The organism is Streptomyces sp. NPDC056486 (assembly GCF_042795295.1).
Taxonomy (GTDB): Bacteria; Actinomycetota; Actinomycetes; order Streptomycetales; family Streptomycetaceae; genus Streptomyces.
This window is the reverse complement of the sequence record NZ_JBHTSF010000018.1, coordinates 18762-45356: the sequence shown is the minus strand read 5'-3', so window position 1 is coordinate 45356 and position 26595 is coordinate 18762. Positions and strand designations below refer to the sequence as shown.

The window sequence follows — 26595 nt, the reverse complement described above, 5'->3', positions numbered from 1 at the left end:
TTTCGCAAGGCGGAACGGGTGGGCACAACGCGGCAGCACCGGGCACAGATAGGAGAGGTGCCCGGTGCCAGTAGCAGCGCAGAGCTACAAAAGGGACGGCACCTGATCCGCGGCAACAGATCGCGCAGCCCGCTCCAGCGCACTGGCGAGAAGGGCCAAGTCGGTGGGCCCATTACCGAGTTCACGGACGGGACGGCGGGCCGGGGGATCGCCCATCCGCTCCCACTCCAGAGGAACAACCGTGGGCCGCAAAGTGGACGTACGAGGGATGCGGCCGGTAACCCGCCCCGCCTGAAAGGGACTCACCCGCCCCTCGGCGGTACGAAGCTCCCCCCGCCCGGGAGCAGGCTCCTCCGCCCCAGGAGAAACCGCGTCCAGAGCGATCCGCAGAGCGGCACGCCGCCCGAGCTCGGTCTCGGACATCCGCTCACTGAGAGCCGTGGTGGCGACCAGATGTACCCCGAGCCGCTCACCGTCCCTGGCGACAGCCTCGAGCGCCCGCACGACGGACCCCGCGGCAGGCCGCCCGGGCGACCCGAGTGCAGGCGAGAGCAGTGCGTCGAAGTCATCGACGAGCACGACGAGCCGAGGCAACGGAGGCCCGGGCTCGACCCCCTTGCTGACGGCGACGGGCCGCAGCCGCATCGTGGAACTCGGCGGCGGCTCAAGATCGCCGCCCCCACCACTGCCGACGCTGCCGAGGCTCCCGCCACCCCCGCCGGCCGCAGGCGCACGCGTATGCCACTCGGCGAACCCGAGCCGCCCGAGCAGCTCGGCCCGCCGCTTCAGCTCGGCGGTCAGGGACTGGGCGAACTCCCGCATCCGCACCGGGTCGTTGGCGGCCAGATGCGTGGTGACATGCGGCAGGTCCATACAGACCGCGAGGCCTTCGACCAGCCGTATGTTCCCCCCGTTCGTCCCGCTGTTCCCGCTCCCTGTGCTGTCCCGTCCGTCGATGAGGACCATGCCGAGGCGGTCGGGCCGCTCAGCCGCGGCCAGCGAGGCGGCGATGGACCGCAGCAGTTCCGTACGACCGCTTCCCGAAGGGCCTTCGGCCAGCACATGCGGGCCCTCGGCGGCGAGGTCCACGACCACGGGTCCGCGCGGCCCCGCCCCGAGCACCGTCCAGGCCCGTCCGCCCGACGCCTCCGTGTCGTCGGCGGCAGCGGCCCACCGTGCCATCAGGGATGCGGGGGTGGCCCGGGCGAGCCCCAACTCGTCGAGCAGCCGTGCCATTTGGGGCAATGGAGCAGACACGCGCGCGTGCCCGTCGCCGGGCGCCCCGTCCGTGCGGAAAGGCGCCAGGGCGCGGGCGAACCGCTCGGCCCAGGCCTGCGACACCGCGTCCACCGCGGCGACGGTGCCGTGCCCCGCCGGGTGCCCGTCCACGGTCCGCAGCAGCCGCAGCGCGGTGGCCACGTCGCCGCTGAGCAGCGCTACAGCACCGCAGGCGCGGAAGGCGGGCGACACCGAACAGGCGGCTTCGTACGTGGCGGAGACCGGGGACGCGGGCGACGCGGCGGGCGTCTCCGCCAGGCAGACGACATGGATCCCGGCGCTGCCCCCTTCGCGCGCGAGGCGCGTCACGGCTTCGCGCAGACCGGCGGAGCCGGGATCACCGTCCACGACGACGACGGTGCGGGCCCCGGCGTCCAAGGGGCTTTCGGCAGTGCGGTCGGCCGTGCCGGCGGACGCCGATGCCCTGTCCGCCACGTAATCCTCCAGGCGCCGCAGCAGCTCTCCCGTGCGGGCGGCCGCCTGCTCGCGGTCGTAGGCGAGGAGGAGGCGGCAGTCCTGGCCGTGCGTGGGGCGCAGGTGCGGGAGCCAGCCGAGCCAGGACCACTCGGCGGCGCGCTCCGGTGTGGGCCGTGCGCGGTCCGTGCTGAGCAGCACGATCTCCAGGGCGTCGGGGGAGTGCAGCGCCGCGAGCTGGGCGACGACGGCACGGGCGAGCCCCGTGAGCCGCTCGCGCGGTCCCGCGAGGCCGAGTGCGCCCGCCTCCCGCAGGCTGACCGTCACGGGGACGGCGGGCAGCAGGCCGCGCTCGTCCGGGGCCGTGCGGTCGACCGTGCCGAGCCGGACCGCGAGCGCCTCTGGGTGGCCGGGCCCGCGCTCCCAGAGCCGGGGCCCTGGACCGAGCGCCGTGAGCAGCAGGGCCGCGGGATCGGGCCAGGACTCCGGGGTCCGCGCGGCGGCGGCCACCGCGAGGTCCTCGGGGGTGGGAGCCGCCGACTGCGGGTAATCGGCGTCGCTCCCCGATGTTCCGTACGCGTCGTCCTCGTGGCCGGTCTGTCCGGGCTCCTCGTCGCGGGCGCCCGTGAACCGCCGGGCCCAGGCGGAGAGGCCGCCCCGCTTGCGGAGGGTGCGCGGCACGGTCGTCCCGCGCGCGGGGGTGCCGGTGCGGGTGCTCTCGGTGTCCGGGGCGCCGCCCTGCTGGGGCACGAGCGGCACATCGGTGAGGGAGGTCTGGCCGTACGCCCCTTGCGCTCCCTGCGCCCCGCCCCAGCCGTCGTCGCCCGCGGAACCCCAGCCCGCGGAGCCGAATGCGTGATGGGTGCCGCCGGAGGGCGCGTGGCCCGCTTCAGGGGGCGCACTCCGGGGGTCGTCGCCGCTCGGGCCGCTCGCGGCGACCCGCACGCGCACGTGCCCCTCGCCGTCGGCGGCCGTCGGCAGCGCGCCGCCCGTTCCGTCCCCGGTGGTGAGCCGCAGCGCGGACTCGCCGAGCCGCAGCAGGGAGCCGGGGGAGAGGCGCACCGGGTGGTCGGTGATCTCGCGGCCGTCCACCGTCGTGCCGTTCGTGGACCCCAGGTCCGTGACGGTCACCTGGCCGTCCGGGGCGAGCGTCACCGCGCAGTGCAGCCGCGAGACGTCCGGGTCGTCCAGCGGGACATCGGCGTCCCCGGAGCGGCCGACGCGGATCTGGCCGCCGTGCAGGAGGTGCACGCCGCCCGCGTCGGGGCCCGCGATCACGTGCAACTGGGCGGCGGCTGCCGCGAGTTCGGGTCCGGGTTCGGCGGGGGAGCCGAGCGAGAGCACCGCTCCGTCGATGAGCGGGGGCTCCCCGACGGTGCAGCGCTGGGCGTCGAGCCGCTCCGACTCCGCGTACAGGACGACGGGTCCTTCGCCGCCCGCGACGGCCGCGGCGAGACCGGAGGCGACAGTGGCGAGCGCGGTCCCGGCCGGGGCGGTGACCAGCACGTCACAGGCGCCGCGCGGCACGGCAGGGCGGCCTTGGGGCTCGGCGGTCTGGCCGCTGCGCGGCCCGAGGACGGTCAGCCGGATCTGCATCGCCGTCAGCGGTCCCTTCTGCCCTTGCCGCAGGGCGCGGGGACGCGCGCTGTACTCGCGCTGTGATTCCCCCCACCGCACACGGCCACGTCGGCCAGTAACAAGAAGGCATCTTCGCACCTGCCGCTGACAACACGCCCGGCGGCCACCCGTAAGTGATCTTGATTGGTCGGCTCTGCTCGGAAAAGTGCCTGCTTGGACCGTTGCGATCGTCAGTCGGCGCATCGTGACGAAGGTCAATTCGACGCCCATCGGCAACCAACGGCCCCGGTGGAGCGTCTTTCCACCGAACAGCTATCCGGTCACCTGTCCGGTCACCCGGTGGCCGGGTCGGAATGAGACCGGCCGGTGCCCCGTTCGGCGGCACTAGAGTGGGTCGGAACACCTTCCGGCGGGTAGCCGGGTACGGACAGACCAGTCAGATCAGTAGATCAGCAGGGAGCCTGACGTGCGGCCGGTAGGCAGCAAGTACCTGCTCGAGGAGCCGCTCGGTCGCGGCGCCACGGGCACCGTCTGGCGGGCCCGCCAGCGCGAGACCGCGGGTGCCGAGGCGGCAGTCCCGGGCCAGCCCGGCGAGACCGTCGCGATCAAGGTCCTCAAGGAGGAACTCGCCAACGACGCGGACATCGTGATGCGCTTCCTGCGCGAGCGATCCGTCCTGCTCAGGCTCACGCACCCGAACATCGTGCGGACCCGTGACCTGGTCGTCGAGGGAGAGCTCCTCGCCCTGGTCATGGACCTGGTCGAAGGCCCTGACCTGCACCGCTACCTCCGCGAGAACGGCCCGTTCTCGCCGGTCGGTGCGGCCCTCATGACCGCCCAGATCGCCGACGCCCTCGCAGCGAGCCACGCGGACGGAGTCGTGCACCGCGACCTGAAGCCCGCGAACGTCCTGCTCAAGCAGGACGCCGACGGCTCGATGCACCCGATGCTCACCGACTTCGGCATCGCGCGCCTCGCCGACTCCCCGGGTCTGACCCGCACCCACGAATTCGTCGGCACGCCCGCGTACGTGGCGCCCGAGTCCGCCGAGGGCCGCCCGCAGACCAGCGCGGTCGACATCTACGGCGCGGGCATCCTCCTGTACGAGCTCGTCACCGGCAGCCCGCCCTTCGGCGGCGGCTCGGCCCTCGAGGTCCTGCACCAGCACCTGAGCGCCGAACCGCGCCGGCCCTCCACGGTCCCCGACCCGTTGTGGACGGTCATAGAACGCTGCCTCAGCAAGAACCCCGACCACCGCCCCAGCGCCGAGAACCTCGCGCGCGGCCTGCGGGCCGTCGCGGAGGGCGTGGGCGTGCACGCGTCCAGCGCGCAGATCGCCGCCGCGGAGGGTGTGGGGGCCCTTCTCATGCCCGACCCGTCGCCCGCCGCGGTGCCGGGCACGGCCGGTGCGGCCGACCCCACCCAGGTGCTTCCGAACAACGCGGGGTCGTACGACCCGAGCGCGGCGACGAGCGTCATGCACAGCACCGGCGGCCCCGGTTCCGGGGACGCCGACCCGACGTCGGTGCTCCCCACCGGCAGCGGCAACCGGGGTGGGGCCGATCCGACGGCGGTCATGCCGCCCGTGCCGCCTGGCCAGCCCGGCGGCACCCCCGACGACCAGCATCCCTGGCAGAACCAGATGCGGGCGGCCCGGGACCGCAACGAACAGACGCAGGTCCAGTCGTACGTGGACCCCAACGACGACCCGCTGCGCCGCCGCCCCCAGCGCCAGGTGGCCCGCCCGCCGCAGCAGCAGCCGCAGCAGCGCCCCCAGCAGTACGCGCCGCAGCAGCAGCGCCAGCAGCGTCCTCAGCAGCAGTACGCTCCCACGCCCCAGCCCCAGCAGCAGTACGCGCCGCCGCAGCAGACGCCGCCCCAGCAGCCGCCCGCGGGACGGCCGCCGCGTGAGCCCAGGGAACCCAGGCAGCGCGGCTCGAACCCGAACCGGATGAAGATCCCGGGTCTCGGCTGCCTCAAGGGGTGCCTCTTCACGATCATCATCCTCTTCGTGGCGAGCTGGCTCGTCTGGGAGCTGAGCCCGCTCCAGGAGTGGATCGGCACGACGAAGGGTTACTGGGAACAGCTGACGGACTGGTACGACACGGTCTCGGGCTGGATGGGCAAAGTGAGCGGCAACTAGCCGTGCCCGGCTGCCCTGCGGTCAGTGATGGGCGAATCCCCGACCGACTCTGGGGATTTGTCGACACCTGCAGGGTGATTTCTGCTCCTGGAGTGAAGGTTGGCGTCGAGGCCGCGTAGCTTTGTCGCCAACACGCATCCGTAGGAGCAGTCTTGGCACGCAAGATCGGCAGCCGGTACACCGCCCACCAGATCCTTGGTCGGGGCAGCGCCGGCACGGTGTGGCTCGGCGAGGGACCCGAGGGTCCCGTCGCCATCAAGCTGCTGCGCGAGGACCTGGCGTCCGACCAGGAGCTCGTCGGCCGCTTCGTCCAGGAGCGCACGGCACTCCTCAGCCTCGACCACGCGCGCGTGGTGGGCGTCCACGACCTGGTGGTGGACGGCAACGACCTCGCCCTGGTGATGGACCTGGTCCGTGGCACGGACCTGCGCACCCGCCTGGACCGCGAACGGCGCCTGGCTCCGGAAGCGGCGGTGGCGATCGTCGCGGACGTCGCGGACGGCCTCGCGGCGGCGCACGCGGCGGGGATCGTGCACCGTGACGTGAAGCCGGAGAACGTGCTGCTCGACATGCAGGGCCCGCTGGGCCCCGGCGGCTCGCACCCCGCCCTCCTCACGGACTTCGGCGTCGCCAAACTGATCGACTCCCCGCGCCGCACCCGCGCGACAAAGATCATCGGTACGCCCGACTACCTCGCCCCGGAGATCATCGAGGGCCTGCCCCCGCGCGCGGCCGTCGACATCTACGCGCTCGCGACCGTCCTGTACGAACTCCTCGCGGGGTTCACGCCGTTCGGCGGAGGCCACCCCGGGGCGGTCCTTCGCCGCCACGTGACGGAAACGGTTGTGCCGCTGCCCGGCATCCCGGACGAGCTCTGGCAGCTGATGGTCCAGTGCCTGGCGAAGGCCCCGGCGTCCCGCCTGCGCGCCTCGGAGCTCGCGGCACGGCTGCGGGAGCTGCAGACGCTGGTGGCGGGGATGCCGCCGCTCGACGTGGACGAGCCGGATACGGAGCCGCTCGCCGAGGAGGCGGAGGAGGAACCGGCGCCGGAGCCGGCCCAGGGCGCCCCGCGCCGCGGAGCGGTCCCCCTCGTCCCCGGGTCGTCCCCCGACTCGAACCGCGACACGCACACCTCCATGCGCGTCCCGGGCCCCGACGAACTCGCCGGGGGCGCCCGCGGCACGGCCCGCGCCCCTCGCGCGTCCGGGGCGGCCCGCCCCGGCTCGGCGCGTCATCGGGCATCGGCGCGGCGCCGCAGGATCACGCTCGGCGTGGCGGGGGCGGTCCTTGTGGCCGCGGCAGGCATCGGCACCTGGGCCGCCACGAACGGCGACGACGCCGACGCAACCCCCCAGGACCAGAAAAACTCCTCCCCCGCAACACCGTGACCCCCACCCGGAGATCCCCCTGCCCGCCGCTTCGCGGCGGATTTCCCCGCCCACCCACCCGTTTACCCCGGGTGATCGGGTGGGCGGGCGGGGAAATTCCGTCGCGAATCGGCGGTTCAGGCTTGGCCGGAGCGGGCCGGTAAGCGGAGGCAGGGGCCGGGCCTGGCTGGGGTGGCCGGGCGGGAGACGTCCGCCGCGGAGCGGCGGGCCAGGGCCAGGGCCTGGGCCCGGGCAAGCCGCCCGGCAGGGGCGGCGACCATGCCCCCGTAGCCGCGAGGGAAGACCGCTTGCCCCCAGCCGTTAGGCTGGACCCGTGGCAGTCGTCGATGTATCCGAAGAGCTCAAGTCCCTCTCCTCGACCATGGAGTCGATCGAGGCCGTCCTGGACCTCGACAAGCTGAGGGCAGACATCGCTGTGCTCGAGGAGCAGGCGGCCGCGCCGTCCCTGTGGGACGACCCCGAAGCGGCACAGAAGATCACCAGCAAGCTGAGCCACCTCCAGGCGGAGGTTCGCAAGGCCGAGGCGCTCCGTAACAGGATCGACGACCTCAGCGTGCTCTTCGAGATGGCCGAGGAGGAGGACGACCCGGACACCCGCGCCGAGGCCGAGACCGAGCTCACGGCCGTCAAGAAGGCGCTGGACGAGATGGAGGTCCGCACCCTCCTCTCCGGCGAGTACGACGCCCGCGAGGCGCTCGTCACCATCCGCGCGGAAGCCGGCGGCGTGGACGCCTCCGACTTCGCCGAGAAGCTGCAGCGCATGTACCTGCGCTGGGCCGAGCGCCACGGCTACAAGACGGAGCTCTACGAGACGTCGTACGCGGAAGAGGCCGGCATCAAGTCGACCACCTTCGCCGTCCAGGTCCCGTACGCCTACGGAACGCTCTCGGTCGAGCAGGGCACCCACCGTCTCGTCCGCATCTCGCCCTTCGACAACCAGGGCCGTCGCCAGACCTCCTTCGCCGGAGTCGAGATCCTCCCGGTCGTCGAGCAGACCGACCACATCGAGATCGACGAGTCCGAGCTGCGCATCGACGTCTACCGCTCGTCGGGCCCCGGCGGCCAGGGCGTGAACACGACCGACTCCGCGGTCCGCCTGACGCACCTGCCGACCGGCATCGTCGTCTCCTGTCAGAACGAGCGCTCGCAGATCCAGAACAAGGCGAGCGCGATGAACGTCCTTCAGGCCAAGCTCCTCGAGCGCCGCCGCCAGGAGGAGCAGGCGAAGATGAACGCCCTCAAGGGGGACGGCGGCAATTCCTGGGGCAACCAGATGCGTTCGTACGTCCTGCACCCGTACCAAATGGTCAAGGACCTGCGCACGGACTGCGAGGTGGGTAACCCCGAGTCCGTTTTCAACGGCGAGATCGACGGTTTCCTCGAAGCCGGAATTCGCTGGCGCAAGCAGCAGGAGAAGTAAGCGCCGCTTTATCGACAAGGCAACGTGAGGCAACTGCGGCCCAAGAGGCGGCAGTTGCCTTTTACGTCACAGTCACATCTCCGTACGCCGGTCAACTGCTGCTATTTCAGACATCGCTCGCGCAACGACCTTGACGTTGCTCTGGAAACTGGAAAGGCTAGCGAGCGGCATGCGTATCTCTGGGGCGCGTGTGATCTGTGGGGGGCGGATTCAGCGCTCCTGACGAACGCGGACCCGGACGCTGCCTCACTGACGATTCAGCTACTGGGGGTAGCAGCCAGATGACCAAGAAGACGCGGATCCGCGTTGCACGCATAGCGGCCGGTGCGGTGATAGCCGCCGGTGCTTCGCTGACCGCCGCGGGTGCCGCTTCGGCCCTCGACGTCGGCGTCGACCTCGGCGGCGGTGTGGGCGCAAGCGCCAGCGCCGACGAGAACGGCATCGGGGTCGACGTCGGCCTCGGCGGCGACGAGACCGAGGACCCCACTGACCCCACTCCGCCCACGGAGATCCCGACGGAGCCCACCGAGGACCCGACGGAGCCCACCGAGGACCCGACGGAGCCCACCGAGGAGCCCACGGAGCCCACCGAGGACCCGACGGACCCGGGTACGCCCACCGACGACCCGACGGACCCCTCGGACCCGGGTACGCCCACCCAGGACCCCAGCGACCCCGGTAACGGCAACGGCACCGGTGGTGGCGGCAACGACAACGACCCTGACGGCGGCGCCAACAACCCCGTCGAGCAGGGCAAGGGCAAGGACAGCCTGACCGACACGGGCACCGCCCCGGTCGAGCAGGGTGACAAGGCCGACAAGGGTGAGCTCGCCGAGACGGGTGCCGCCGAGACCACGTTCCTGCTGATCGGTGCCGCGACGATGATCGCCGGCGGCATCGGCTTCCGCATTCTGCCGCGCTTCGTCGGCAACCGCGGTGCCGCTGCCTGATCCAGGGCGACGACATGAAAGAAGGGCCCGGAGCATCCAGCTCCGGGCCCTTCTTTTTCATGTCCTGGCACGCGCTCCGGCGTACTGGGCGGCGTGCTCTAAGCGGTCTGGTGCGCCAGCAGAGCCACCGCCGCTATCAGCACGACGAGTACCCCTATCAGAGCCGCAGGGCTGAGGCCGCCGAACGGCCCCTCTTGCTGCATGCGCTCGCGATTGACCCGGCACACGGGGCAGCGGCCTTCGCTCACGGGCGCCGCGCAGTTCGCGCACACCAACCTGTCGTAGGTCATGCGCTCCTCCTCCCGCACAGTCACAGCCTGCCCAACGCTAGGGGGAACTCAACCGTTCCCCCTACCACTGTGCCAGCTTCCACGAGTTTCGGCGCGGCCCGCCCGTCCTCGTCGGTTTCCGACTGTTACGTTCCGTGGTATATCCGCGACAATTTGCGCAACTCAGGACGCTGACTGCGCTCGCGTACCGGCTTCGCGTATGGTCACGCTCACCTACCCCCGGCGACCCGTGGTGCATCCGTGATCCGATTCGACAACGTCTCCAAGGCCTACCCCAAGCAGACCCGGCCCGCCCTCCGGGATGTCTCTCTGGAGATCGAAAAGGGCGAGTTCGTCTTCCTGGTGGGCTCTTCCGGCTCCGGAAAGTCCACCTTCCTGCGTCTTGTCCTGCGCGAAGAGCGCACCAGCCACGGCCAGGTGCACGTCCTCGGCAAGGACCTCGCCCGCCTCTCCAACTTCAAGGTGCCGCACATGCGGCGCCAGTTGGGCACCGTCTTCCAGGACTTCCGTCTCCTTCCGAACAAGACGGTCGCCGAGAACGTCGCCTTCGCGCAGGAAGTCATCGGCAAGTCCCGCGGCGAGATCCGCAAGTCCGTGCCGCAGGTCCTCGACCTCGTCGGCCTCGGCGGCAAGGAGGACCGGATGCCCGGCGAGCTCTCCGGTGGTGAGCAGCAGCGGGTGGCGATCGCGCGAGCCTTCGTCAACCGTCCCAAGCTCCTGATCGCCGACGAGCCGACCGGCAACCTCGACCCGCAGACGTCGGTCGGCATCATGAAGCTGCTCGACCGGATCAACCGGACCGGCACGACCGTCGTCATGGCGACCCACGACCAGCAGATCGTGGACCAGATGCGCAAGCGGGTCATTGAGCTGGAGAAGGGCCGTCTCGTCCGCGACCAGTCGCGCGGCGTTTACGGCTACCAGCACTGACGACCCGTACTGATCCACTGAAAGGACGCCATGCGCGCCCAGTTCGTCCTGTCGGAGATCGGCGTCGGTCTCCGCCGTAATCTCACGATGACCTTCGCGGTCATCGTCTCCGTGGCCCTCTCGCTCGCCCTGTTCGGCGGCTCGCTGCTCATGCGTGACCAGGTGAGCACGATGAAGGGCTTCTGGTACGACAAGGTCAACGTCTCGATCTTCCTCTGCAACAAGGGTGACGCCGAGCAGGACCCCAAGTGCGCCAAGGGCGCGGTCACGAACGAGCAGAAGGAACAGGTCAAGGTCGACCTGAAGAAGATGCCCGTCGTGGAGAAGGTCGAGTACGAATCGGCCGACGACGCGTACAAGCACTACAAGGAGCAGTTCGGCGACTCCCCGCTGTCCAGCTCCCTCACGCCGGACCAGATGCAGGAGTCGTACCGCATCAAGCTGAAGGACCCGGAGAAGTACCAGGTGGTCGCGACCGCCTTCTCCGGGCGTGACGGCGTGCAGTCCGTGCAGGACCAGAAGGGCATCCTGGAGAACCTCTTCGGGCTGCTCAACGGCATGAACTGGGCGGCGCTCGCGGTGATGGCGCTGATGCTCGTCGTCGCGCTGATGCTGATCGTCAACACGGTGCGTGTTTCCGCGTTCAGCCGGAGACGTGAAACCGGGATCATGCGGCTCGTCGGTGCTTCCAGTTTCTACATCCAGATGCCGTTCATCATGGAGGCCGCCGTCGCCGGGCTCATCGGTGGCGGTGTCGCCTGCGGGATGCTCCTCGTGGGCCGGTACTTCATCATCGACCACGGCCTCGCGCTCTCCGAGAAGCTGAATCTGATCCAGTTCATCGGGTGGGACGCGGTCCTGGCCAAGCTGCCGCTTGTGCTCGCGATCAGCCTGCTGATGCCCGCGCTCGCCGCGTTCTTCGCGTTGCGCAAGTACCTGAAGGTGTGACAAAACCCGCTCGAGTGTCGGGGCGCTGTGCGGTTCAACCGACCGTACGGCGCCCTTCGTTGTCCTAGACTCACCGGCATGTCAGGCCCCGACCGGTTCTGCGACCGGCTCTCCCGGCCCCGCCGTATCCGCCGCGGGGCGACCCTGACGTTGGTGTTCGCGAGCGTGCTCGCCACCGGTGCGGCCACCGGGTCCTGGGACGACGTGGCCGACGAAGGCCGGAAGTCGCCTGCTCCTTCCACTTCCACCCGTTCCGTCGCCTCATCCACTGACGCCGCCTCCGAAGCGGCCGATGCGGCCGCGGAGGCGATGGCCGACGGCAAGTCCGGCGAGGAGGCCGCGGAGGACGCCGTCAGCCGCAGCGGTGACCGCTGGGGTGCGGTGTACTCCCCCGGGGAGTATCAGGAGTTCGAGCAGTCCCTGGACGGCGCGTACACCGGCGTCGGCCTCTGGGCCAGGCGCGCGGCCGACGGGCGCATCGAGGTGTCCCGGGTCCAGCGCGGTGGCCCCGCCGGACAGGCCGGCATCCGCGAGGGCGATCAGCTCGGCAGCATCGACGGCAAGCGCGTCGCGGGCCTTCCCGTCACCGAGGTCGTGTCCCTGCTGCGCGGCACCCGCGCGGGCAGCCCGGTCGAGCTCGGCCTGAAGCGGGGCACGCGCGCGTGGAGCGAGACGCTGCACCGGGCCCGCCTCTCCACGGACTCCGTCACGGTCACGCAGCTCGCGGGCGGCGCCGTCCTGATCAAGGTCGAGGCCTTCACCAAGGGGTCGGGCGAGCGCGTACGTTCCGCGGTGCGGGACGCTCCCAAGGGCGCCGGGATCCTGCTCGACCTGCGCGGCAACTCCGGGGGTCTGGTGTCGGAGGCGGTCACCGCGGCCTCGGGGCTCGTCGACGGGGGCCTGGTGGCCACGTACGACGTACGCGGGCGGCAGAAGGCCCTGCACGCGGAGCGGGGCGGTGACACCACCAGACCCGTGGTCACCCTGGTCGACGGCGGCACGATGAGCGCGGCCGAGCTGCTCACGGGCGCCCTGCAGGATCGAGGCCGCGCGGTCGTGGTGGGCTCGCGGACCTTCGGCAAGGGCTCGGTCCAGATGCCGAGCCGGCTGCCCGACGGCTCGGTCGCCGAGCTGACGGTCGGGCACTACCGCACACCTTCGGGGCAGGCGGTCGACGGCCGGGGCATCACCCCGGACCTGGAGGCCGAGGACAGCGCCGAGAGACGGGCCGAGACAGTATTGACTGGCCTCGGACCCCCCTCGTAGTGCGAAAATGGCCTGACTATGGCCAAGGAAAAGGTAAAGCGCAAGGCCGCGAAGGCCGCTGAGAAGGCCCCTGCCCGGAAGATGATCGCGCAGAACAAGAAGGCGCGGCACGACTACCACATCATCGACACGTACGAGTGCGGCCTCGTCCTGATGGGCACCGAGGTCAAGTCGCTGCGGATGGGCAGAGCCTCCCTGGTGGACGGCTTCGTGCACATCGACGGCGGCGAGGCGTGGCTGCACAACATCCACGTCCCGGAGTACGTGCAAGGGACCTGGACCAACCACTCCGCCACGCGGAAGCGCAAGCTCCTGCTGCACCGCGCGGAGATCGACAAGCTGGACTCCAAGTCGCAGGAGACGGGTCACACGATCGTGCCCCTTGCCCTGTACTTCGTGGACAGCCGGGTCAAGGTCGAGATCGCCCTTGCCAAGGGCAAGAAGGAGTACGACAAGCGCCAGACGCTCAAGGAGAAGCAGGATCTGCGCGAGACGAACCGCGCGGTCGCAGACGTCAAGAAGCGTCAGCGCAGCGCCTAGCTGGCGGCGCCCGGCCCGCGGCCGGAGGGGCACGCGGGAATTGGCTGGCCCCGTCGGGCGTTGGTCACGTACGATGGGCACTGCCCCGCACAGCCGGGGCGCGCATTGATAAAAAAACATGGGGATGATCGGTTTCGACAGCGGATGTCGAAGCAGGGGAAGCGAGCCGAGGAAGCGACAATGATCTCGTAAACCACCTGTCGCAACCAATAATCGCCAATTCCAAGAGCGATTCCCAGTCCTTCGCCCTCGCTGCTTAATTAGCAGTGAGTGAAGGACCCTTAATGGGTGTCAGCCCGGGGGTGTTCCCGACCCGGATCCTGGCATAATTTAGGGAACTAAACCGTCGAGCCCGGTCACGGGGTTCGGCGGGAAATCAAACAGTGACTGGGCCCGTCGGAGACTTGTTCGCGAGATCACCGGGGCCGAGAAAATCGTAGCGAACTGCGCTCGGAGAAGCCCTCCTTTTGCACCGTTGGACGCGGGTTCGATTCCCGCCATCTCCACAATTCCCATGTGAGGTTGAAGCCTCCTGGCCACTGGCCAGGGGGCTTTTTCCGTGTCCGGGGAACGGAAACGGAGCGGGAACGGTGGGGCGGGGCGGGCGCTGGGGCGAACGGGCGGGCACATCCTCTGGGCATGTGACTCGTTACTGCATCCGAGTGCAGGTTCCAGACAGCCCGGCGCGCAGAGGCCGGGCTGAGTACGCAAGTGCAGGAGGCAGTCGCTTGGATGCCACCGTCACTCTATTCGGCTCCCTTCTCGCCAGCCTCGGAGTTCTGGGCGCGGCAGTGGTGGCGTATCTCGGCAAACGCGGGGAGAACGCGCTTACCGGTTACTCCAGCCTCACGGAGAAGCTCCAGACAGAGCGGGACCGGTTGGAGCGCCAGGTCGCCGAACGCGACACGAAATTAGCCGAGTTAAACGCTCTGCACGTCCATGACCAGAGCGAGATCGCCCGGCTGCTCAACGACAACCAACGGCTCGGAGGCACTCCGTGATCCAGCTCGAGCGTGTCCTGGCCCACCGTTGGCGCAGTGTGTTCCTCGTCTGTGTGCTTGTGGCGCTCTCCGGTGTCGCGGCGCTGCTCTGGGCCCGTATCGACGCCGGTGACCGCCGTGCGGACCGGCTGTCCACGGAGGCGGACCGGCGCGGCGAGGCCGTGTCCACCCTGGCCCGGGATGTACGGACCCTGCGCGCGCAGGTCCGCGCCCACGGTGACACCCCCGCCGCGCCGGACCCCTCCGACGCCGTGGACGACCTCCTGACCCGGGTACGGGTGCCCGCATCGGCGCCCGGTTCGCCCGGCGCGGACGGCGCGGACGGGACACCGGGGGAGCAGGGCACGCGGGGGACCGGCGGCCGGAACGGGGATCGGGGCGCGGCCGGGGGCCCCGGGAGACCGGGATCGCCCGGTCGGCCAGGACCGACCGGGGCCGCGGGCTCGGACGGCACGACCGGCGAACAGGGTCCGGAAGGACCGGCAGGGGCGGCGGGCCCTTCGGGCTCGGACGGCGCCGACGGTGCTGACGGCTCCCATGGCTCCGACGGCGCGGGCGGCGCCTCGGGTCCCACAGGCCCCCAGGGACCGGCCGGTCCCGCGGGCCCCCGCGGCGAGCGTGGCCCCAAGGGAGAGACGGGCGACGCCGGTTCCCCCTGCCCCGGGGGCTACAGCCTCCAGCAGCCCCCGGGCGACCCCGACGCCCTGGTCTGCCGCCGCGACGGCGTGACCCCCGCAGACCCCGCACCGGCCCTCCTGCTGCTGCCCGCGCTCCTGCCCCGGTGCCGCAGGATGCCTGGTGCGGCGGACTGACGGGGTGCTGTGCGCACGGGCGGGGTGATCCGAAGCCCCGCCGCCCCGCTGACCCGCCGCGCCGCCCCGCTCTCCTCCGGCTCCCCGCGCTCCTGCCCGGTGCCGCCGGACGCCTGTCGCGCCGGACTGACAGCGGGCCGCGGCGCCACAGCGGAGGGTGCGGCGCCCAGCGAAGGACACGGCAGAGATGTCCGGAGTGGGGTCTGTCGCGGGGGGCCCGAGTCGGGGATGCTCCTGGGTCATGAGTAGACCCGTGAGACGCGTCAACGCCCGTATGCGCCACTGGATCTGGCCCGCCGTGCTCGGCGTCGCGGCGGCCACCCTCTCCGTCAGCTCGCCCGCCGGGGCCGACTCCGACCGCAGCGGCCTGCCCGAAGCCATCGACACCGTCCTCGGCGATCCGAGGATGGAGGGCGGCGCCGCGAGCGTCGTCGTCGCCGACGCCGCGTCCGGTGACGTGCTCTACCAACACCTGCCGAGCGGGCGCCTGATGCCCGCGTCCAACACCAAGCTGCTGACCTCGACGGCGGCCATGGAGCAGCTCGGCCCCGACCACCGCTTCACCACCGATGTGCTCACCGACGGCAAGCAGCACGGCCCCGTCCTCTCCGGTGACCTCTACCTGCGCGGCACCGGCGACCCGACGACGCTGGCCAAGGACTACGACCAGCTCGCCGCGGAGATCGCCGACTCGGGGGTCCGGAAGGTCTCGGGGCGGCTTGTCGCGGACGACACCCGGTTCGACGACAAGCGCATCGGCGACACCTGGTCCGGGGACGACGAATTCGCGTACTACGCCGCCCAGATCTCCGCACTGAGCGTCGCCCCGGACACCGATTACGACACCGGCACCGTCATCGTCGAGGCCACGCCAGGAGCGAAGGCCGGGGACAGGCCCAAGGTGACGGTCACCCCGAAGACGGACTACGTGGACGTCGACAACAGCGCCAAGACCGTCGCCGCGGGCGGCGAGGACACGCTCACCATCGAGCGCGAGCACGGCACCAACACGATCACGGTCACCGGCACCGTTCCGGTGGGGGGTTCCGCCACCAAGGAGTGGATCACCGTCTGGGAGCCGACCGGATACGCGGCGGCGATCTTCCGGGACGCGCTGAAGGCGCACGGGGTGCGGGTGAGCGGGCCGACCAAGGCCGGGCTCGCCACACCCAAGGGCGCGCGGCAGCTCGCGTCGCACGACTCCATGCCGCTGAAGGAGCTGATGGTCCCCTTCATGAAGCTCTCCAACAACATGCACGCGGAGAACCTCACGAAGGCGATGGGGCACGCGGCGACGGGCCGGCCCGGAAGCTGGCCCGACGGACTCGCCTCGATCAGCGCCTACTTGAAGACCGCCGGTGTCGACCCCGGCAAGGTGCGCCAGGTCGACGGCTCCGGGCTCTCGCGCAAGGACAACGCCCCCGCCGAGCAGCTGATCAAGCTCCTTCTCTCGGTGAAGGGCGAGCCCTGGTACGCCGACTGGTACAAGTCACTTCCGGTGGCCTGCGACCCGGACAAGTTCGTCGGCGGGACGCTTCGCACGCGCATGTGCGGGACTCCGGCGGCCCTGAACGTACGGGCGAAGACGGGGTCGTTGACCGCGGCGTCCGCGCTTTCGGGGTACGTGAAGGACGCGGGCGGGCGTGAGCTGGTGTTCAGCATCATCCTGAACAACTACATGCCCTCTTCGGTGAAGGCCCTGGAGGACGCGATCGTCGTGACGCTCGCCAAGTCGACCGAGGACAAGGCCGTGCCGGTCATGCCGCGCTCGCGGCGCGCGGCCGAGCCGAGCGGGGATCTGGAGTGCTCGTGGCGCAAGCCTGCGCGATGCTGAGCAGCAGGGCGCAGCACGCGGCGGTGACCGGGACCGCGTAACCCTGGGCGGGGCTCAGGTGCTCCACCGTCCAGCCGCCCGCCGCGGCGCCGCACGCGATGCCCCCGAGGATGCCGGTGACGGCGAGGGTCATGCCCTCGTTCAACCGGCCCTCGGGGGTCCGCTGTTGGACCAGGGTCATGCCGGTGACCATCGTCGGTGCCGTCGCCATTCCGGCGACAAGGAGAGCCCCGGCGAGCACAAGGAGTGATCCGGTGAGCGTGGCGGCCAGGAGCGGCAGCGTCATCAGGGCCGCCATCGCGGTGACGCACAGGATGTGGCGGCGGTGCAGGGGCCCGCTCGGCTTGAGCGTTCCGTAGAGGAGGCCCGCCGCGCAGGAGCCCGCGGCCTGGAGCGCGAGGATCGCACCCGCGGCCGCCTTGTGCCCCTGCGTGTCCGCGTAGGCGATCGTCACGACCTCCATCGAGCCGAAGACGGCGCCGGTGGCGAGGAAGGCGGCGAGCAGTGCGGGCATCCCGCGCGCGTGGAGGGGCGATTTCTCCTTCGTGGTCGTACGTCCCCGGGGCGGCGGTTCCGTGGTGCGCTGGGCGGCGAAGAGCAGGACGCCGGTCAGGAGCAGCACGACTCCGATGAGGGTGCCCGCCTCCGGGAAGAGCGCTCCGCACAGGAAGGCCGCGAGTACGGGACCGAGCATGAAGCACAGCTCGTCCGCCGCCTGCTCGAAGGAGTTGGCGGTGTGCACGGCCCGCTCGTCGTCCTTGAGGAGGTGGGCCCAGCGGGCGCGGGACATGCCGCCGGTGTTGGGGGTCGTGGCCGTCGCTGCGTACGAGGCGAACAGGGTCCAGTCGGGCGCTCCGTAGTGCACGCACAGCAGCAGGGAGAGCGAGCCGAGCGCGGCGATCGCGGTGGCGGGGACGGCGATCCGGGCCTGGCCGTACCGGTCCACGAGGCGGGCGGTCCATGGGGCCACGAGGGCGGTGGTGGCGAGGCCCGTCGCAGTGACGGCCCCTGCGAGGGCGTACGAACCGCGCGCCCCGGCGATCATGATGACGGCGCTCACGCTGAACATCCCCATGGGGAGGCGGGCGATGAGGTTGCCGATGGTGAAGGCGGTGGCTCCGGGTATGCGGAAGAGGCGGGCGTAAGGGTTGCGGCGGCCAGGTGTGTGGTGTTCGGCGGGGCGGCTGGGCGCATGGGGTTCGGCGGGCGGCATGGGATCACCCTCACCGGGGCGGTGGTGTGGGGTCCAACACCTTGTGGGGCCCGACTCACGCACTTCTGTTGTCAGTTCCCGTCTCGTGCCTCCTCCCTCCGCCCCCGCCCCCGCCCCCGCCCCCGCCCCCGCCCCCGTCCCCGTCGCCGTCCTCCGTCTCAGTCCACGTCCCCGTTGTACGTTCTCGGCGTGACAGACCTGGAACCCCGCCTCCTGCGCGCCTTCATGGCCGTCTCCGAAGAGCTGCACTTCACGCGGGCCGCCGCCCGGCTCTACGTCGCCCAGCAGGCGCTGAGCCGTGATGTGCGGCGCCTGGAGCGGGAGTTGGGTGCCGAGTTGTTCGTACGGACGACACGGCAGGTCACGCTGACGGTCGATGGCGAGCGGCTGCTGCCGTACGCGCGGCGGGTGCTCGACGCGCAGGACGACCTGGCCGCCGCCTTCGCGCGGGGCGCGCGCTCCGGCGGCGCGGCGGCCCGCCCGCTGCTCGTGGACCTGAACAGCGAGGGGCTCATCAGCGGGCGCATCCTGGAGCGGGCCCGCGAACTCGCCCCGGACTGCGAGCTGATGGCCCGCTTCGAGAGCGGCCTCACCTGGGCCGCCGCCGAGATGGTCGCCGGTCGCCTCGATGTCTCCTTCGGGCGGTACGCCGGACTCGAACCGGCCCTGCGGTCACGGCTCGCCCAGCAGCCAGTGCGGTACGAGCCGATGGCGGTGCTTCTGCCGCTCGGCCACCCCTTGGCCGATCTTGACGCGGTGCCGCTCGGCGCGCTCGCGGGGGAGAGCGTGTACGCGGGGGCGGGCAATCCGCGGACGCTGGAGTGGACCGACCTGGCGCACCGCCTCTTCGAGGGACGCGGCATCGAGGTGGCGCCGCCCGCGCCGCTCGCGGTGGGAGCCGAGGAGTTCGGGCGGGTCATGGCCAAGAACCGGAACCCCGTGCTCGCAGCCGTGGATTTTCCGGCCATGCCCGAGTCGGTCCTGCGGCCCTTGATCGATCCGGTACCACTGTCGCCTGTGTCGATGGTGTGGAGAAAGGGGCTCGTGCATCCGGGGGTCGACGCGCTGCGCGCGGCCGCGGCCGAACTCTCCGCGGCCGAGGGGTGGCTGCGCAGGCCCGAAGACGCATGGGTTCCGGCCACAGATGCGCTCATCATGGTGATACGGGACTGATGGATTAGTACGACTGTCACCGCTGTGCGCTACATTCATGGTCCGGGCGCGGTGTGATAGGGGGGCGCTCGGATCGGGTGGGGGCCCGGTCCGACGGCAAAAGTTGCCCGGAGTCGTGCGCGCCCGAGCCAGGTGATGTGGGGGTTGTGCGTACGCATGGAGAATTGGCGAGAAGATGCCCTACCGGAACACACCCATGATCCGAACGAGGTCACCGTTCAGATCGACGGGGTGGGGCGACAGCTGGCGGACCTGTCCGTCGAGAGTGGCCAAGAAGCGCCGGACGGGCCGGTTTTCGTCGACGAGACGGGCCGCCGCAGCCGGAGATACCGCCGAATAGGCGTGCTCGTCGGCATAGCCTGCGCCGTGTACGCGGTGATCATCGTAGGCACCCTGCTCTCGGGCAACTCCGACGCACCCTGGATCCCGGTCGACCCCAAGGACGAGAAGCCGGCGAGCAAGGTGGACACACCGAACCGCCCGGCCGACCCCCTCGACCCCTCGGCATCATCCGGCACGACACCGTCGCCCGGCGCTTCGGAGAGCGGCACCACCGCTCCCGCGACCGGTGGCGACGGCTCGGCCGACCCGTCCGAGACGGACGACGACAAAGCCGACGCGGGCGACGGAAAGCCCGACCCGGACCCCACGGGTGGCGGCGACCCCGACCCCGACCCGACGGACGGCGGCGGTAGCGGCGGCGGAGATCCCGACCCGACCGACGACCCCACGAAGCCGGGCACGGATCCGGACCCGACCGACGACCCCACCACGCCGGCACCGGACCCGTCGACCGAACCCCCGGGCGACGCGGGCGGCGGCGCCGGCGAAGTCCCCGTAATGCAGCCCGCCGGCGAACAGCAGTCCCCGCTGCGCGTCCAGGCGGCCGTCTATCAGTCCCCGCTCAGCTCCGGCCAGCAGCCCTCGGAGGGCTCACAGCGATGAACTCCCGCACCAACAGGGGCCGGTCCGCCGGTTCCCGGAACGGTCACGCCCAGACCCGGATCGGCCACGCCCAGACCCGGGGCAGTGGCGGCCAGACCCGGGGCGGTGGCGGCCGACGCCGCGCGCAGCCGGCCCGCGGCACCAAGCGGCGCAGACTCCCCCTGCGCTACCTCCTGCCCCTGCTCCTCCTCGTCGCCCTGATGGCGATGCTCATGCTGCGCGGCTACACGCACAGCGAGATCCTCGCCGACCACCGCGTCCGCCCGCCCGCGGGCACCGGCAAGGTCCCGGAGAAGATCCTCGAGGGCGGCCCGGTCATCGACACCCGCGGCGGCCACGAGGGCACGCTGAGCGTCCCCCGTCACCGGCTCGTGCTGACCTTCGACGACGGCCCGGACCCCGAGTGGACCCCCAAGGTCCTCGACGTGCTGAAGAAGCACCACGCGCACGGCGTCTTCTTCGTCACCGGCACGATGGCGTCGCGCTACCCCGACCTCGTCGAGCGCATGGTGGACGAGGGCCACGAGGTCGGCCTGCACACGTTCAACCACCCCGACCTGTCGTACCAGTCGCCGGGCCGCATCGACTGGGAGCTCTCGCAGAACCAGCTCGCCCTCGCGGGCGCCGCGGGCATCCGCACCTCCCTCTTCCGCCCGCCGTACTCGTCGTTCTCCGACGCCATGGACAACAAGTCCTGGCCGGTGACGAAGTACATAGGCGGCCGCGGCTATCTCACGGTCGTCAACAACACCGACAGCGAGGACTGGAAGCGCCCCGGCGTCGCCGAGATCATCCGCCGTGCCACGCCCAAGCACGGCGACGGCGCCGTCGTCCTGATGCACGACTCCGGCGGCAACCGTTCGCAGACGGTCGCCGCGCTCGACACCTTCCTGCCCGATCTGCAGGACAAGGGCTACCACTTCACGAACCTCACCGAGGCCCTGGACGCCCCCAGCGCGCACGCGCCCGTCTCCGGCATAGAGCTGTGGAAGGGCAAGGCCTGGGTCTTCCTGGTCGGTGTGTCGGAGAAGATCACCGGCGTACTCGTCGTCGCCCTCGCCGTCATCGGATCCCTGGTCCTTTTCCGCTTCGGCCTGATGCTGCTGCTCTCCGCGGTGCACGCGCGCAAGGTGCGCAGACGCGGCTTCCGCTGGGGCCCGGACATCACCGAACCGGTGTCGGTCCTCGTCCCCGCCTACAACGAGGCCAAGTGCATCGAGGCCACGGTCCGTTCGCTCATGTCCAGCGACCATCCCATCGAGATCATCGTCATCGACGACGGCTCGTCGGACGGCACGGCGCTGATCGTCGAGGGGCTCCGCCTCCCGAACGTACGCGTCGTGCGCCAGCAGAACGCGGGCAAGCCCGCAGCGCTCAACCGCGGTATAGCCAACGCCCGTTTCGACCTCATCGTGATGATGGACGGCGACACGGTCTTCGAGCAGTCCACCGTGCGCGAGCTGGTGCAGCCGTTCGGCGACCCGCGCGTGGGCGCCGTCGCGGGCAACGCGAAGGTCGGCAACAGGGACTCGCTGATCGGCGCCTGGCAGCACATCGAGTACGTGATGGGCTTCAACCTCGACCGCCGGATGTACGACATGCTCGGCTGCATGCCGACCATCCCCGGCGCCGTGGGAGCCTTCAGGCGTTCGGCACTCGAGCGGGTCGGCGGCATGAGCGACGACACGCTCGCCGAGGACACCGACATCACGATGGCGATGCACCGGGACGGCTGGCGGGTCGTGTACGCCGAGAAGGCGCGCGCGTGGACCGAGGCGCCGGAGACGGTGCAGCAGCTGTGGTCGCAGCGCTACCGCTGGTCGTACGGCACCATGCAGGCGATCTGGAAGCACCGCCGCTCGGTGATCGAGTCGGGCCCTTCGGGCCGCTTCGGCCGGGTCGGCATGCCGCTGGTGTCGCTCTTCATGGTGCTCGCGCCGCTCCTTGCCCCCCTGATCGACGTGTTCCTGCTGTACGGCCTTGTCTTCGGCCCCACACAGAAGACGATCATCGCGTGGCTCGGCGTGCTCGCCGTCCAGGCGGTGTGCGCGGCGTACGCCTTCCGGCTCGACCGCGAGCGCATGACCCATCTGATCTCGCTGCCACTGCAGCAGATCCTCTACCGGCAGCTGATGTACGTCGTGCTGCTGCAGTCCTGGATCACCGCCCTGACCGGAGGCCGCCTTCGCTGGCAGAAGCTCCGGCGCACGGGAGTCCTTGGAACACCGCCCTCGATTCCGCAGCAGCGGACGGGCAGCCCTGATCGGAGGCCCGTCGCATGACCTACCCCACGCAGCCGCTGCCCCAGGTGCCGCCGCCTCCGGGCCTTGCGGTGACCCCGGTGGGCTCGGCCCCTGCTCAGGTGGCTCCCGCCGCGGCCAAGAAGCCGGGCGGTCGGGACCGCTACTTCGACGTACTGCGCTCCCTGGCCCTGGTGCGCGTCGTCATCTACCACCTGTTCGGCTGGGCCTGGCTGACGATCATCTTCCCGTCCATGGGCGTGATGTTCGCGCTGGCGGGCGCCCTGATGGCGCGCTCCCTGAAGCGCCCCGCGTGGGGCGTGATCAGAGGCCGCATACGCCGGCTGCTCCCACCCATGTGGGCATTCAGCGCGGTGGCGCTCTTCCTGCTGTTCTACGGCGGCTGGAACGTGAGCAAGGACCCGGACCACGGGGGCACCTGGGGCCTGGTCAGCATGGTCAACTACGTCTTCCCGATCGGCGCCCCGCCCTTCCCCTGGCACATCGGGGACAAGGCGGGCCTCCTGGAGGACACCTGGCCCGCGCAGGCGGCGGGCCCGCTCTGGTACATCCGCGCGTACCTCTGGTTCGTGATCGCGTCGCCGCTGCTGCTGTGGGCGTTCCGCAGGGTCCCGTGGGCGACGCTCTTCGCGCCCCTGGCCCTGACGGCGGTGCTCGCCACGGAGATCGTCAAGATCCCCGGCGAGACGGGCAACGCTGTCTCGGACTTCGCCGTGTACGGCAGCTGCTGGGTGCTGGGCTTCGCCCACCAGGAGGGCGTCCTCGCCCGCGTCCCGCGCTACATGGCGGTATCGGTATCAGCCCTGATCATGGCCTTCGGCCTGTGGTGGGCATCGGGCCACCTGGGCCCGGACGGCTGGGACCTGAACGACATCCCGCTCGCCCAGGCGGCATGGTCCTTCGGCTTCGTCGTCATCCTCTTCCAGTACTCGCCGTCGTGGCAGGAGCTCCCTGGCCGCCTGAAGCGGTGGGACAAGCTCATCACCCTCTCCAACAACCGAGCGGTGACGATCTACCTCTGGCACAACCTGCTGATCATGGCCACGGTGCCGATCATCGACCTGGCGTACGACCTGCCGTTCATGGAGGACGAGCAGTGGAGCTCGGCCCTGGACACCACGTACATGCTGTGGATGACCGTGCTTGTCTGGCCGCTGATCGGGCTGATGGTGATGGCGGTGGGCTGGATCGAGGACTTCGCGGCCAAGCGGAGCCCCAGGCTGTGGCCGAACGGGGCGAAGTCCCGTCGCTCCGCGGCGCCTTCGCGGGGCGGTGCGCACCGGGGCTGAGGCTCCGTCGCTTCGGGGCCGAGGCTTCGCCATGTCGGGGCGAGGCTCCGCCGCGGCGGGCTCAGTGGTGGTCCAGGCCCCCAGGTGCCCAGCCGCCGGATTCCGACCAGCTGTACAAGGGGCGCCCCTCTCGGCCGCTGGTCCGGAACGGCTTGCCCTGGTCGTCGATGCGCAGCACGTCGTGCCGCTCGCCGCTCGACCACTCAAGTTCCAGGTACCAACGCACGTCGTGCAGGTCGGAGTTGGCCTCGATGTAGAAGACCTGGGGGTCCTTCTCGCTGACCTTGTACGGGAAGTCGCGCTGGTCCGGCTCGGGCACGGCGCGCGGCGTCGCGTCGTCGAGATCGACGGTGAAGATCTTGTTGAACAGCTTGTCGCCGCAGTGGGTCCCCATCTGGAAGTTGTTCCAGGCCAGCGGTGCGCCGCTGCTCTGCACGCGGACGTTCATGTCCCGCAGGGTGACGGTCTCCTCGCCGGTGCCCTGCACGGTGAACGCGATGTACTGGTTGCGGGCCGAGACGGCACCGAGTTCCCCCACCCAGGCGGGCACGTCACCCTCGGAGGGCGGCTCCGGCATCTTGTCCGGCTCCCGGTTCACCAGGAAGCTGTGCTCGCAGTCTTCGTAGAGATACGGGCTGATGCGTGCCGTAAGGGGTACACGGAGGTTCTTGCTCGGTCCGCCGACGGGCACGGGCCCCTTGCCGCCGCCCCGAGAGCCGTCGGGCGCGGGGCTCCCCTTCTCGCTCTTGCCGTTCCTGCCGTCCTTGGACAGTGATGCGGAAGGGTCGCTCTTCGTGCCCTTGCCATCGGGTCGGCCCTTGGCGCCGGGCCGGTCCTGGCCCTCAAGTTGATCCCTGTCGGCGCTCTTGCCGGGCCGGTCGTACGGCGAGGCACTCGGGTCCGGCGGGGCGGTGGGCCCGGCGTTCTCCTTCTGCGTCTGCTTGTTCGTGTCGCCGTCACCGCCGCCGTTCATGGCGAGAGTGACGGAACCGATCCCGACGACCGCGGCGACGGTGGCCGCGAGGACGAGGGCCCGCCACCTGCGAGACGGGGACAGGGGGGAGGGGGGTGACGAGACTGTCTCGGGGGCCGGAGCGGGGGTGGGGGCGGAGGTGGGGGCGGGCGCGGCGGGCTCTGCCTTCCGCCCGCGATCCGCGTCCGCAAGTACCCACCGCCGGTGGACCTCCACCAGCTCCTCCGGCGTAGCTCCGCAGAGGCGGGCGAACTGCTTCACCGGAGTGAACTCTGCAGGCGGGGGACCCCCGTTGCAGTATCGGTGCAACGTCGACGTACTCATGTGAAGCCGCGTGGCCAGCACTCCGTAGCTGAGGCCGGACCGCTCCTTGAGCTCCCGCAGCAGCTCCGCGAGAGACGACATCTCCGCCCTCCACCGTCCCAGTCAGTCGTTTCCACCGCCCAGTCGGATCGGCGCTCACTCGTGGGCGCTGACCACACCACCGGCGCTGAGGACGATGTACACGCCGTTGGCGACGGCCCCGTCGTCGTGCTGGTTGGCCTCCAGCGTGCCTTCCACCGCACCCTCGTTGCCGATGACGTCCGCGCGGTAGTGGAGGTCGCCGACCTTCGTGACCTTGACCGTCCAACCGCCCGCGACCTTGAACGTGCCCGGCCCCTGGTGCTCGCCGCCCATCCAGGACTGGACCTTGCCGTCCAGCGTGAGCACCACGTACATGCCGTTGGCGTCGAGCCCGGCGTCTCCACCGTTCGCCTTCAGATCGCCGACGACCTCACCGTCACTGACGATGTCGGCGCGGTAATTCTGCTCGCCGAGCTTGTAGATCTTTGCCGTGCTGCCGTCCGCCAGCTTCTGGGTGCGGTCCGGCGAAGCCGCCTTGGCCGAGTCGGACACCACGTCGGACCCTGCCTTGCCCGTGCCGGCCTTGGCGTCGTTGGCCGCACCGCCGTCACCGTTGGAGTGCGCCGCGGAGGCGGAGTCCTTCTTCTCCGCTCCTGCGGCGCCGTCATCGCCCCCACCGCAGGCGGTCAGTGAGAACGCGGCAGCGGCGGCAACGGCCACCAGGGCGGCGGAACGGACGGTACGACGAGCACGGTGGGCACGGCGAGTGGTCATAAGTGAGTTCCTCCATGGAATATCTGTTCGTTCGTTCGCTACACCTCATTAGACGATCTCCGCTCAGGACTCGTTCGCTGGTTTGCGTCCGCACTCGGTAACAAGAGATCCGCATTCGGTAACACGAGAACAGGGCGCCTCAGCGCCGGCCCTTCAGTACCCGGCGGTGAAGCGGGTGCGGTGGTGCTTGGGGCGTTCGGCTTCGTCCAGGAGTGCCACCGCCAAGTCCTCCATGGAGATCGCGGAGTTGCCGTCGGCGTCGACGATCAGCTCGTCGGCGCCGAGCCGGTAGGCGCCGGTGCGGACGCCGGGCTCAAGCAGGGCGGACGGGCTCACGTACGTCCAGTCGACGTCGGTGTCGGCGGTGCGGACGGCGTCGTACTGGGCGTTGGACGCTTCGGCGATGTGCCGCCAGGCGGTGGGGACGTAGGCGGGATCATCGATCGCGAGGGTGCCTCCCGTGCCCGGCACGGTAAGACTCCCGGCTCCGCCGACCACCATCAGGCGTACGCCGTCGACGCGGGCGAGTCCGGCGAGCAACGCCCGGCTGATAGCAGCGTGTTCGGCCTCGCGGCCGGGGGCGGGTCTGGTGGCGTTGACCACGAGATCCTGCCCGGCACTCAACTCGGCCACCTGCTCCGGGGCTCCGGCGTCGCCTGTGCGGTGCGCGGCGCCCGGGTGCAGCTCGCCGAAGCGTGCGGGGTCGCGGACGACGGCGGTGACGTCGTGGCCGCGGGTGAGGGCCTCGGCGACGACGCGGCTTCCGACGTTTCCGGCTGCTCCGAAGACGGTGATGCGCATGGGTCTGCTCCTTGAGTCCAGGGGAGGGG

At 70.8% G+C, this 26595-nt stretch carries 21 protein-coding genes and 1 other RNA gene; 16 read left to right on the top strand and 6 right to left on the bottom strand.

The window, feature by feature from the left end; translation table 11 throughout:
* Positions 1 to 84: 84 nt before the first annotated feature.
* Positions 85 to 3288, bottom strand: a complete 3204-nt coding sequence (locus ACFQ7F_RS10630; RefSeq protein ID WP_383269045.1) for an FHA domain-containing protein — start codon at positions 3286 to 3288, stop codon at positions 85 to 87.
* A gap of 448 nt (positions 3289 to 3736) precedes the next feature.
* Here ACFQ7F_RS10630 and ACFQ7F_RS10625 point away from each other — a divergent pair, with 448 nt between their 5' ends.
* The 4 genes from ACFQ7F_RS10625 (at position 3737) to ACFQ7F_RS10610 (ending at position 9171) form a co-directional block, all read left to right on the top strand.
* Complete coding sequence (locus ACFQ7F_RS10625) at positions 3737 to 5413, top strand: serine/threonine-protein kinase (RefSeq protein ID WP_383269043.1); 1677 nt, start codon at positions 3737 to 3739, stop codon at positions 5411 to 5413.
* A gap of 152 nt (positions 5414 to 5565) precedes the next feature.
* Entirely contained in the window at positions 5566 to 6801 is a 1236-nt protein-coding gene (locus ACFQ7F_RS10620) for a serine/threonine-protein kinase (protein WP_383269041.1), read from the top strand.
* Positions 6802 to 7114: 313 nt separating this feature from the next.
* Positions 7115 to 8221, top strand: coding sequence for a peptide chain release factor 2 (gene prfB, locus ACFQ7F_RS10615; RefSeq protein WP_383269040.1), 1107 nt, complete (start codon positions 7115 to 7117; stop codon positions 8219 to 8221).
* 281 nt (positions 8222 to 8502) lie between these two features.
* Positions 8503 to 9171, top strand: coding sequence for an LPXTG cell wall anchor domain-containing protein (locus ACFQ7F_RS10610; RefSeq protein ID WP_383269039.1), 669 nt, complete (start codon positions 8503 to 8505; stop codon positions 9169 to 9171).
* 98 nt (positions 9172 to 9269) lie between these two features.
* Here ACFQ7F_RS10610 and ACFQ7F_RS10605 read toward each other — a convergent pair whose 3' ends face one another.
* A complete protein-coding gene (locus ACFQ7F_RS10605) occupies positions 9270 to 9461 on the bottom strand; it encodes a hypothetical protein (protein ID WP_383269037.1) in 192 nt (63 codons plus the stop codon).
* Between the two features lie 240 nt (positions 9462 to 9701).
* Here ACFQ7F_RS10605 and ftsE point away from each other — a divergent pair, with 240 nt between their 5' ends.
* The 8 genes from ftsE to dacB all read left to right on the top strand — a co-directional run bounded on the left by ftsE (position 9702) and on the right by dacB (position 16792).
* Positions 9702 to 10391, top strand: a complete 690-nt coding sequence (ftsE, locus tag ACFQ7F_RS10600; RefSeq protein WP_358584549.1) for a cell division ATP-binding protein FtsE — start codon at positions 9702 to 9704, stop codon at positions 10389 to 10391.
* A 30-nt stretch (positions 10392 to 10421) separates the two neighbouring features.
* Positions 10422 to 11339, top strand: coding sequence for a permease-like cell division protein FtsX (gene ftsX / locus ACFQ7F_RS10595; RefSeq protein WP_383269035.1), 918 nt, complete (start codon positions 10422 to 10424; stop codon positions 11337 to 11339).
* Between the two features lie 78 nt (positions 11340 to 11417).
* Positions 11418 to 12605, top strand: coding sequence for a S41 family peptidase (locus ACFQ7F_RS10590; RefSeq protein WP_383269033.1), 1188 nt, complete (start codon positions 11418 to 11420; stop codon positions 12603 to 12605).
* Positions 12606 to 12623: 18 nt separating this feature from the next.
* Positions 12624 to 13145, top strand: coding sequence for an SsrA-binding protein SmpB (gene smpB / locus ACFQ7F_RS10585; RefSeq protein WP_383269031.1), 522 nt, complete (start codon positions 12624 to 12626; stop codon positions 13143 to 13145).
* A 120-nt stretch (positions 13146 to 13265) separates the two neighbouring features.
* Positions 13266 to 13654: a transfer-messenger RNA gene (gene ssrA, locus ACFQ7F_RS10580) on the top strand.
* 219 nt (positions 13655 to 13873) lie between these two features.
* Positions 13874 to 14146: a hypothetical protein gene (locus ACFQ7F_RS10575; RefSeq protein WP_383269030.1), complete on the top strand. Its 273-nt coding sequence runs from the start codon at positions 13874 to 13876 to the stop codon at positions 14144 to 14146.
* Positions 14143 to 14958, top strand: coding sequence for a collagen-like protein (locus tag ACFQ7F_RS10570; protein ID WP_383269028.1), 816 nt, complete (start codon positions 14143 to 14145; stop codon positions 14956 to 14958). The genes ACFQ7F_RS10575 and ACFQ7F_RS10570 overlap by 4 nt, the downstream gene beginning before the upstream one ends.
* A gap of 241 nt (positions 14959 to 15199) precedes the next feature.
* Entirely contained in the window at positions 15200 to 16792 is a 1593-nt protein-coding gene (dacB, locus tag ACFQ7F_RS10565) for a D-alanyl-D-alanine carboxypeptidase/D-alanyl-D-alanine-endopeptidase (protein ID WP_383269026.1), read from the top strand.
* Here the strand turns inward: dacB and ACFQ7F_RS10560 are convergent.
* Positions 16716 to 18005, bottom strand: a complete 1290-nt coding sequence (locus ACFQ7F_RS10560; RefSeq protein ID WP_383269024.1) for an MFS transporter — start codon at positions 18003 to 18005, stop codon at positions 16716 to 16718. The two genes, dacB and ACFQ7F_RS10560, sit on opposite strands and share 77 nt — an antisense overlap.
* A gap of 189 nt (positions 18006 to 18194) precedes the next feature.
* Here ACFQ7F_RS10560 and ACFQ7F_RS10555 point away from each other — a divergent pair, with 189 nt between their 5' ends.
* The 4 genes from ACFQ7F_RS10555 to ACFQ7F_RS10540 all read left to right on the top strand — a co-directional run bounded on the left by ACFQ7F_RS10555 (position 18195) and on the right by ACFQ7F_RS10540 (position 23673).
* Positions 18195 to 19178 (top strand): LysR family transcriptional regulator, encoded by a 984-nt coding sequence (locus ACFQ7F_RS10555; RefSeq protein ID WP_383269022.1) that lies wholly within the window; start codon positions 18195 to 18197, stop codon positions 19176 to 19178.
* Positions 19179 to 19334: 156 nt separating this feature from the next.
* Positions 19335 to 20123 (top strand): hypothetical protein, encoded by a 789-nt coding sequence (locus ACFQ7F_RS10550; RefSeq protein WP_383269021.1) that lies wholly within the window; start codon positions 19335 to 19337, stop codon positions 20121 to 20123.
* Complete coding sequence (locus tag ACFQ7F_RS10545) at positions 20120 to 22405, top strand: glycosyltransferase (RefSeq protein WP_383269019.1); 2286 nt, start codon at positions 20120 to 20122, stop codon at positions 22403 to 22405. Before ACFQ7F_RS10550 ends, ACFQ7F_RS10545 begins: the two co-directional genes overlap by 4 nt.
* Positions 22402 to 23673, top strand: coding sequence for an acyltransferase (locus ACFQ7F_RS10540; protein ID WP_383269018.1), 1272 nt, complete (start codon positions 22402 to 22404; stop codon positions 23671 to 23673). Before ACFQ7F_RS10545 ends, ACFQ7F_RS10540 begins: the two co-directional genes overlap by 4 nt.
* A gap of 61 nt (positions 23674 to 23734) precedes the next feature.
* Here the strand turns inward: ACFQ7F_RS10540 and ACFQ7F_RS10535 are convergent, their stop codons facing one another.
* The 3 genes from ACFQ7F_RS10535 to ACFQ7F_RS10525 all read right to left on the bottom strand — a co-directional run bounded on the left by ACFQ7F_RS10535 (position 23735) and on the right by ACFQ7F_RS10525 (position 26566).
* Positions 23735 to 25051 (bottom strand): helix-turn-helix domain-containing protein, encoded by a 1317-nt coding sequence (locus ACFQ7F_RS10535; RefSeq protein WP_383269016.1) that lies wholly within the window; start codon positions 25049 to 25051, stop codon positions 23735 to 23737.
* A gap of 54 nt (positions 25052 to 25105) precedes the next feature.
* Entirely contained in the window at positions 25106 to 25765 is a 660-nt protein-coding gene (locus ACFQ7F_RS10530) for a hypothetical protein (protein ID WP_383269014.1), read from the bottom strand.
* 153 nt (positions 25766 to 25918) lie between these two features.
* Positions 25919 to 26566, bottom strand: coding sequence for an NAD(P)-dependent oxidoreductase (locus ACFQ7F_RS10525; RefSeq protein ID WP_383269012.1), 648 nt, complete (start codon positions 26564 to 26566; stop codon positions 25919 to 25921).
* Positions 26567 to 26595: the final 29 nt, after the last annotated feature.

What these genes read in the sequence shown, in the direction of transcription:
- smpB (WP_383269031.1), top strand. Translation starts at nt 12,624, where the DNA reads ATGGCCAAGGAAAAGGTAAAGCGCAAGGCCGCGAAGGCCGCTGAGAAG.
- ftsX (WP_383269035.1), top strand. Translation starts at nt 10,422, where the DNA reads ATGCGCGCCCAGTTCGTCCTGTCGGAGATCGGCGTCGGTCTCCGCCGT.
- ACFQ7F_RS10560 (WP_383269024.1), bottom strand. Translation starts at nt 18,005, where the DNA reads ATGCCGCCCGCCGAACCCCATGCGCCCAGCCGCCCCGCCGAACACCAC.
- ACFQ7F_RS10610 (WP_383269039.1), top strand. Translation starts at nt 8,503, where the DNA reads ATGACCAAGAAGACGCGGATCCGCGTTGCACGCATAGCGGCCGGTGCG.
- ACFQ7F_RS10590 (WP_383269033.1), top strand. Translation starts at nt 11,418, where the DNA reads ATGTCAGGCCCCGACCGGTTCTGCGACCGGCTCTCCCGGCCCCGCCGT.
- ACFQ7F_RS10550 (WP_383269021.1), top strand. Translation starts at nt 19,335, where the DNA reads ATGGAGAATTGGCGAGAAGATGCCCTACCGGAACACACCCATGATCCG.
- ACFQ7F_RS10535 (WP_383269016.1), bottom strand. Translation starts at nt 25,051, where the DNA reads ATGTCGTCTCTCGCGGAGCTGCTGCGGGAGCTCAAGGAGCGGTCCGGC.
- ACFQ7F_RS10630 (WP_383269045.1), bottom strand. Translation starts at nt 3,288, where the DNA reads ATGCAGATCCGGCTGACCGTCCTCGGGCCGCGCAGCGGCCAGACCGCC.
- ACFQ7F_RS10605 (WP_383269037.1), bottom strand. Translation starts at nt 9,461, where the DNA reads ATGACCTACGACAGGTTGGTGTGCGCGAACTGCGCGGCGCCCGTGAGC.
- ACFQ7F_RS10540 (WP_383269018.1), top strand. Translation starts at nt 22,402, where the DNA reads ATGACCTACCCCACGCAGCCGCTGCCCCAGGTGCCGCCGCCTCCGGGC.
- dacB (WP_383269026.1), top strand. Translation starts at nt 15,200, where the DNA reads ATGAGTAGACCCGTGAGACGCGTCAACGCCCGTATGCGCCACTGGATC.
- ACFQ7F_RS10530 (WP_383269014.1), bottom strand. Translation starts at nt 25,765, where the DNA reads ATGACCACTCGCCGTGCCCACCGTGCTCGTCGTACCGTCCGTTCCGCC.
- ACFQ7F_RS10545 (WP_383269019.1), top strand. Translation starts at nt 20,120, where the DNA reads ATGAACTCCCGCACCAACAGGGGCCGGTCCGCCGGTTCCCGGAACGGT.
- ACFQ7F_RS10525 (WP_383269012.1), bottom strand. Translation starts at nt 26,566, where the DNA reads ATGCGCATCACCGTCTTCGGAGCAGCCGGAAACGTCGGAAGCCGCGTC.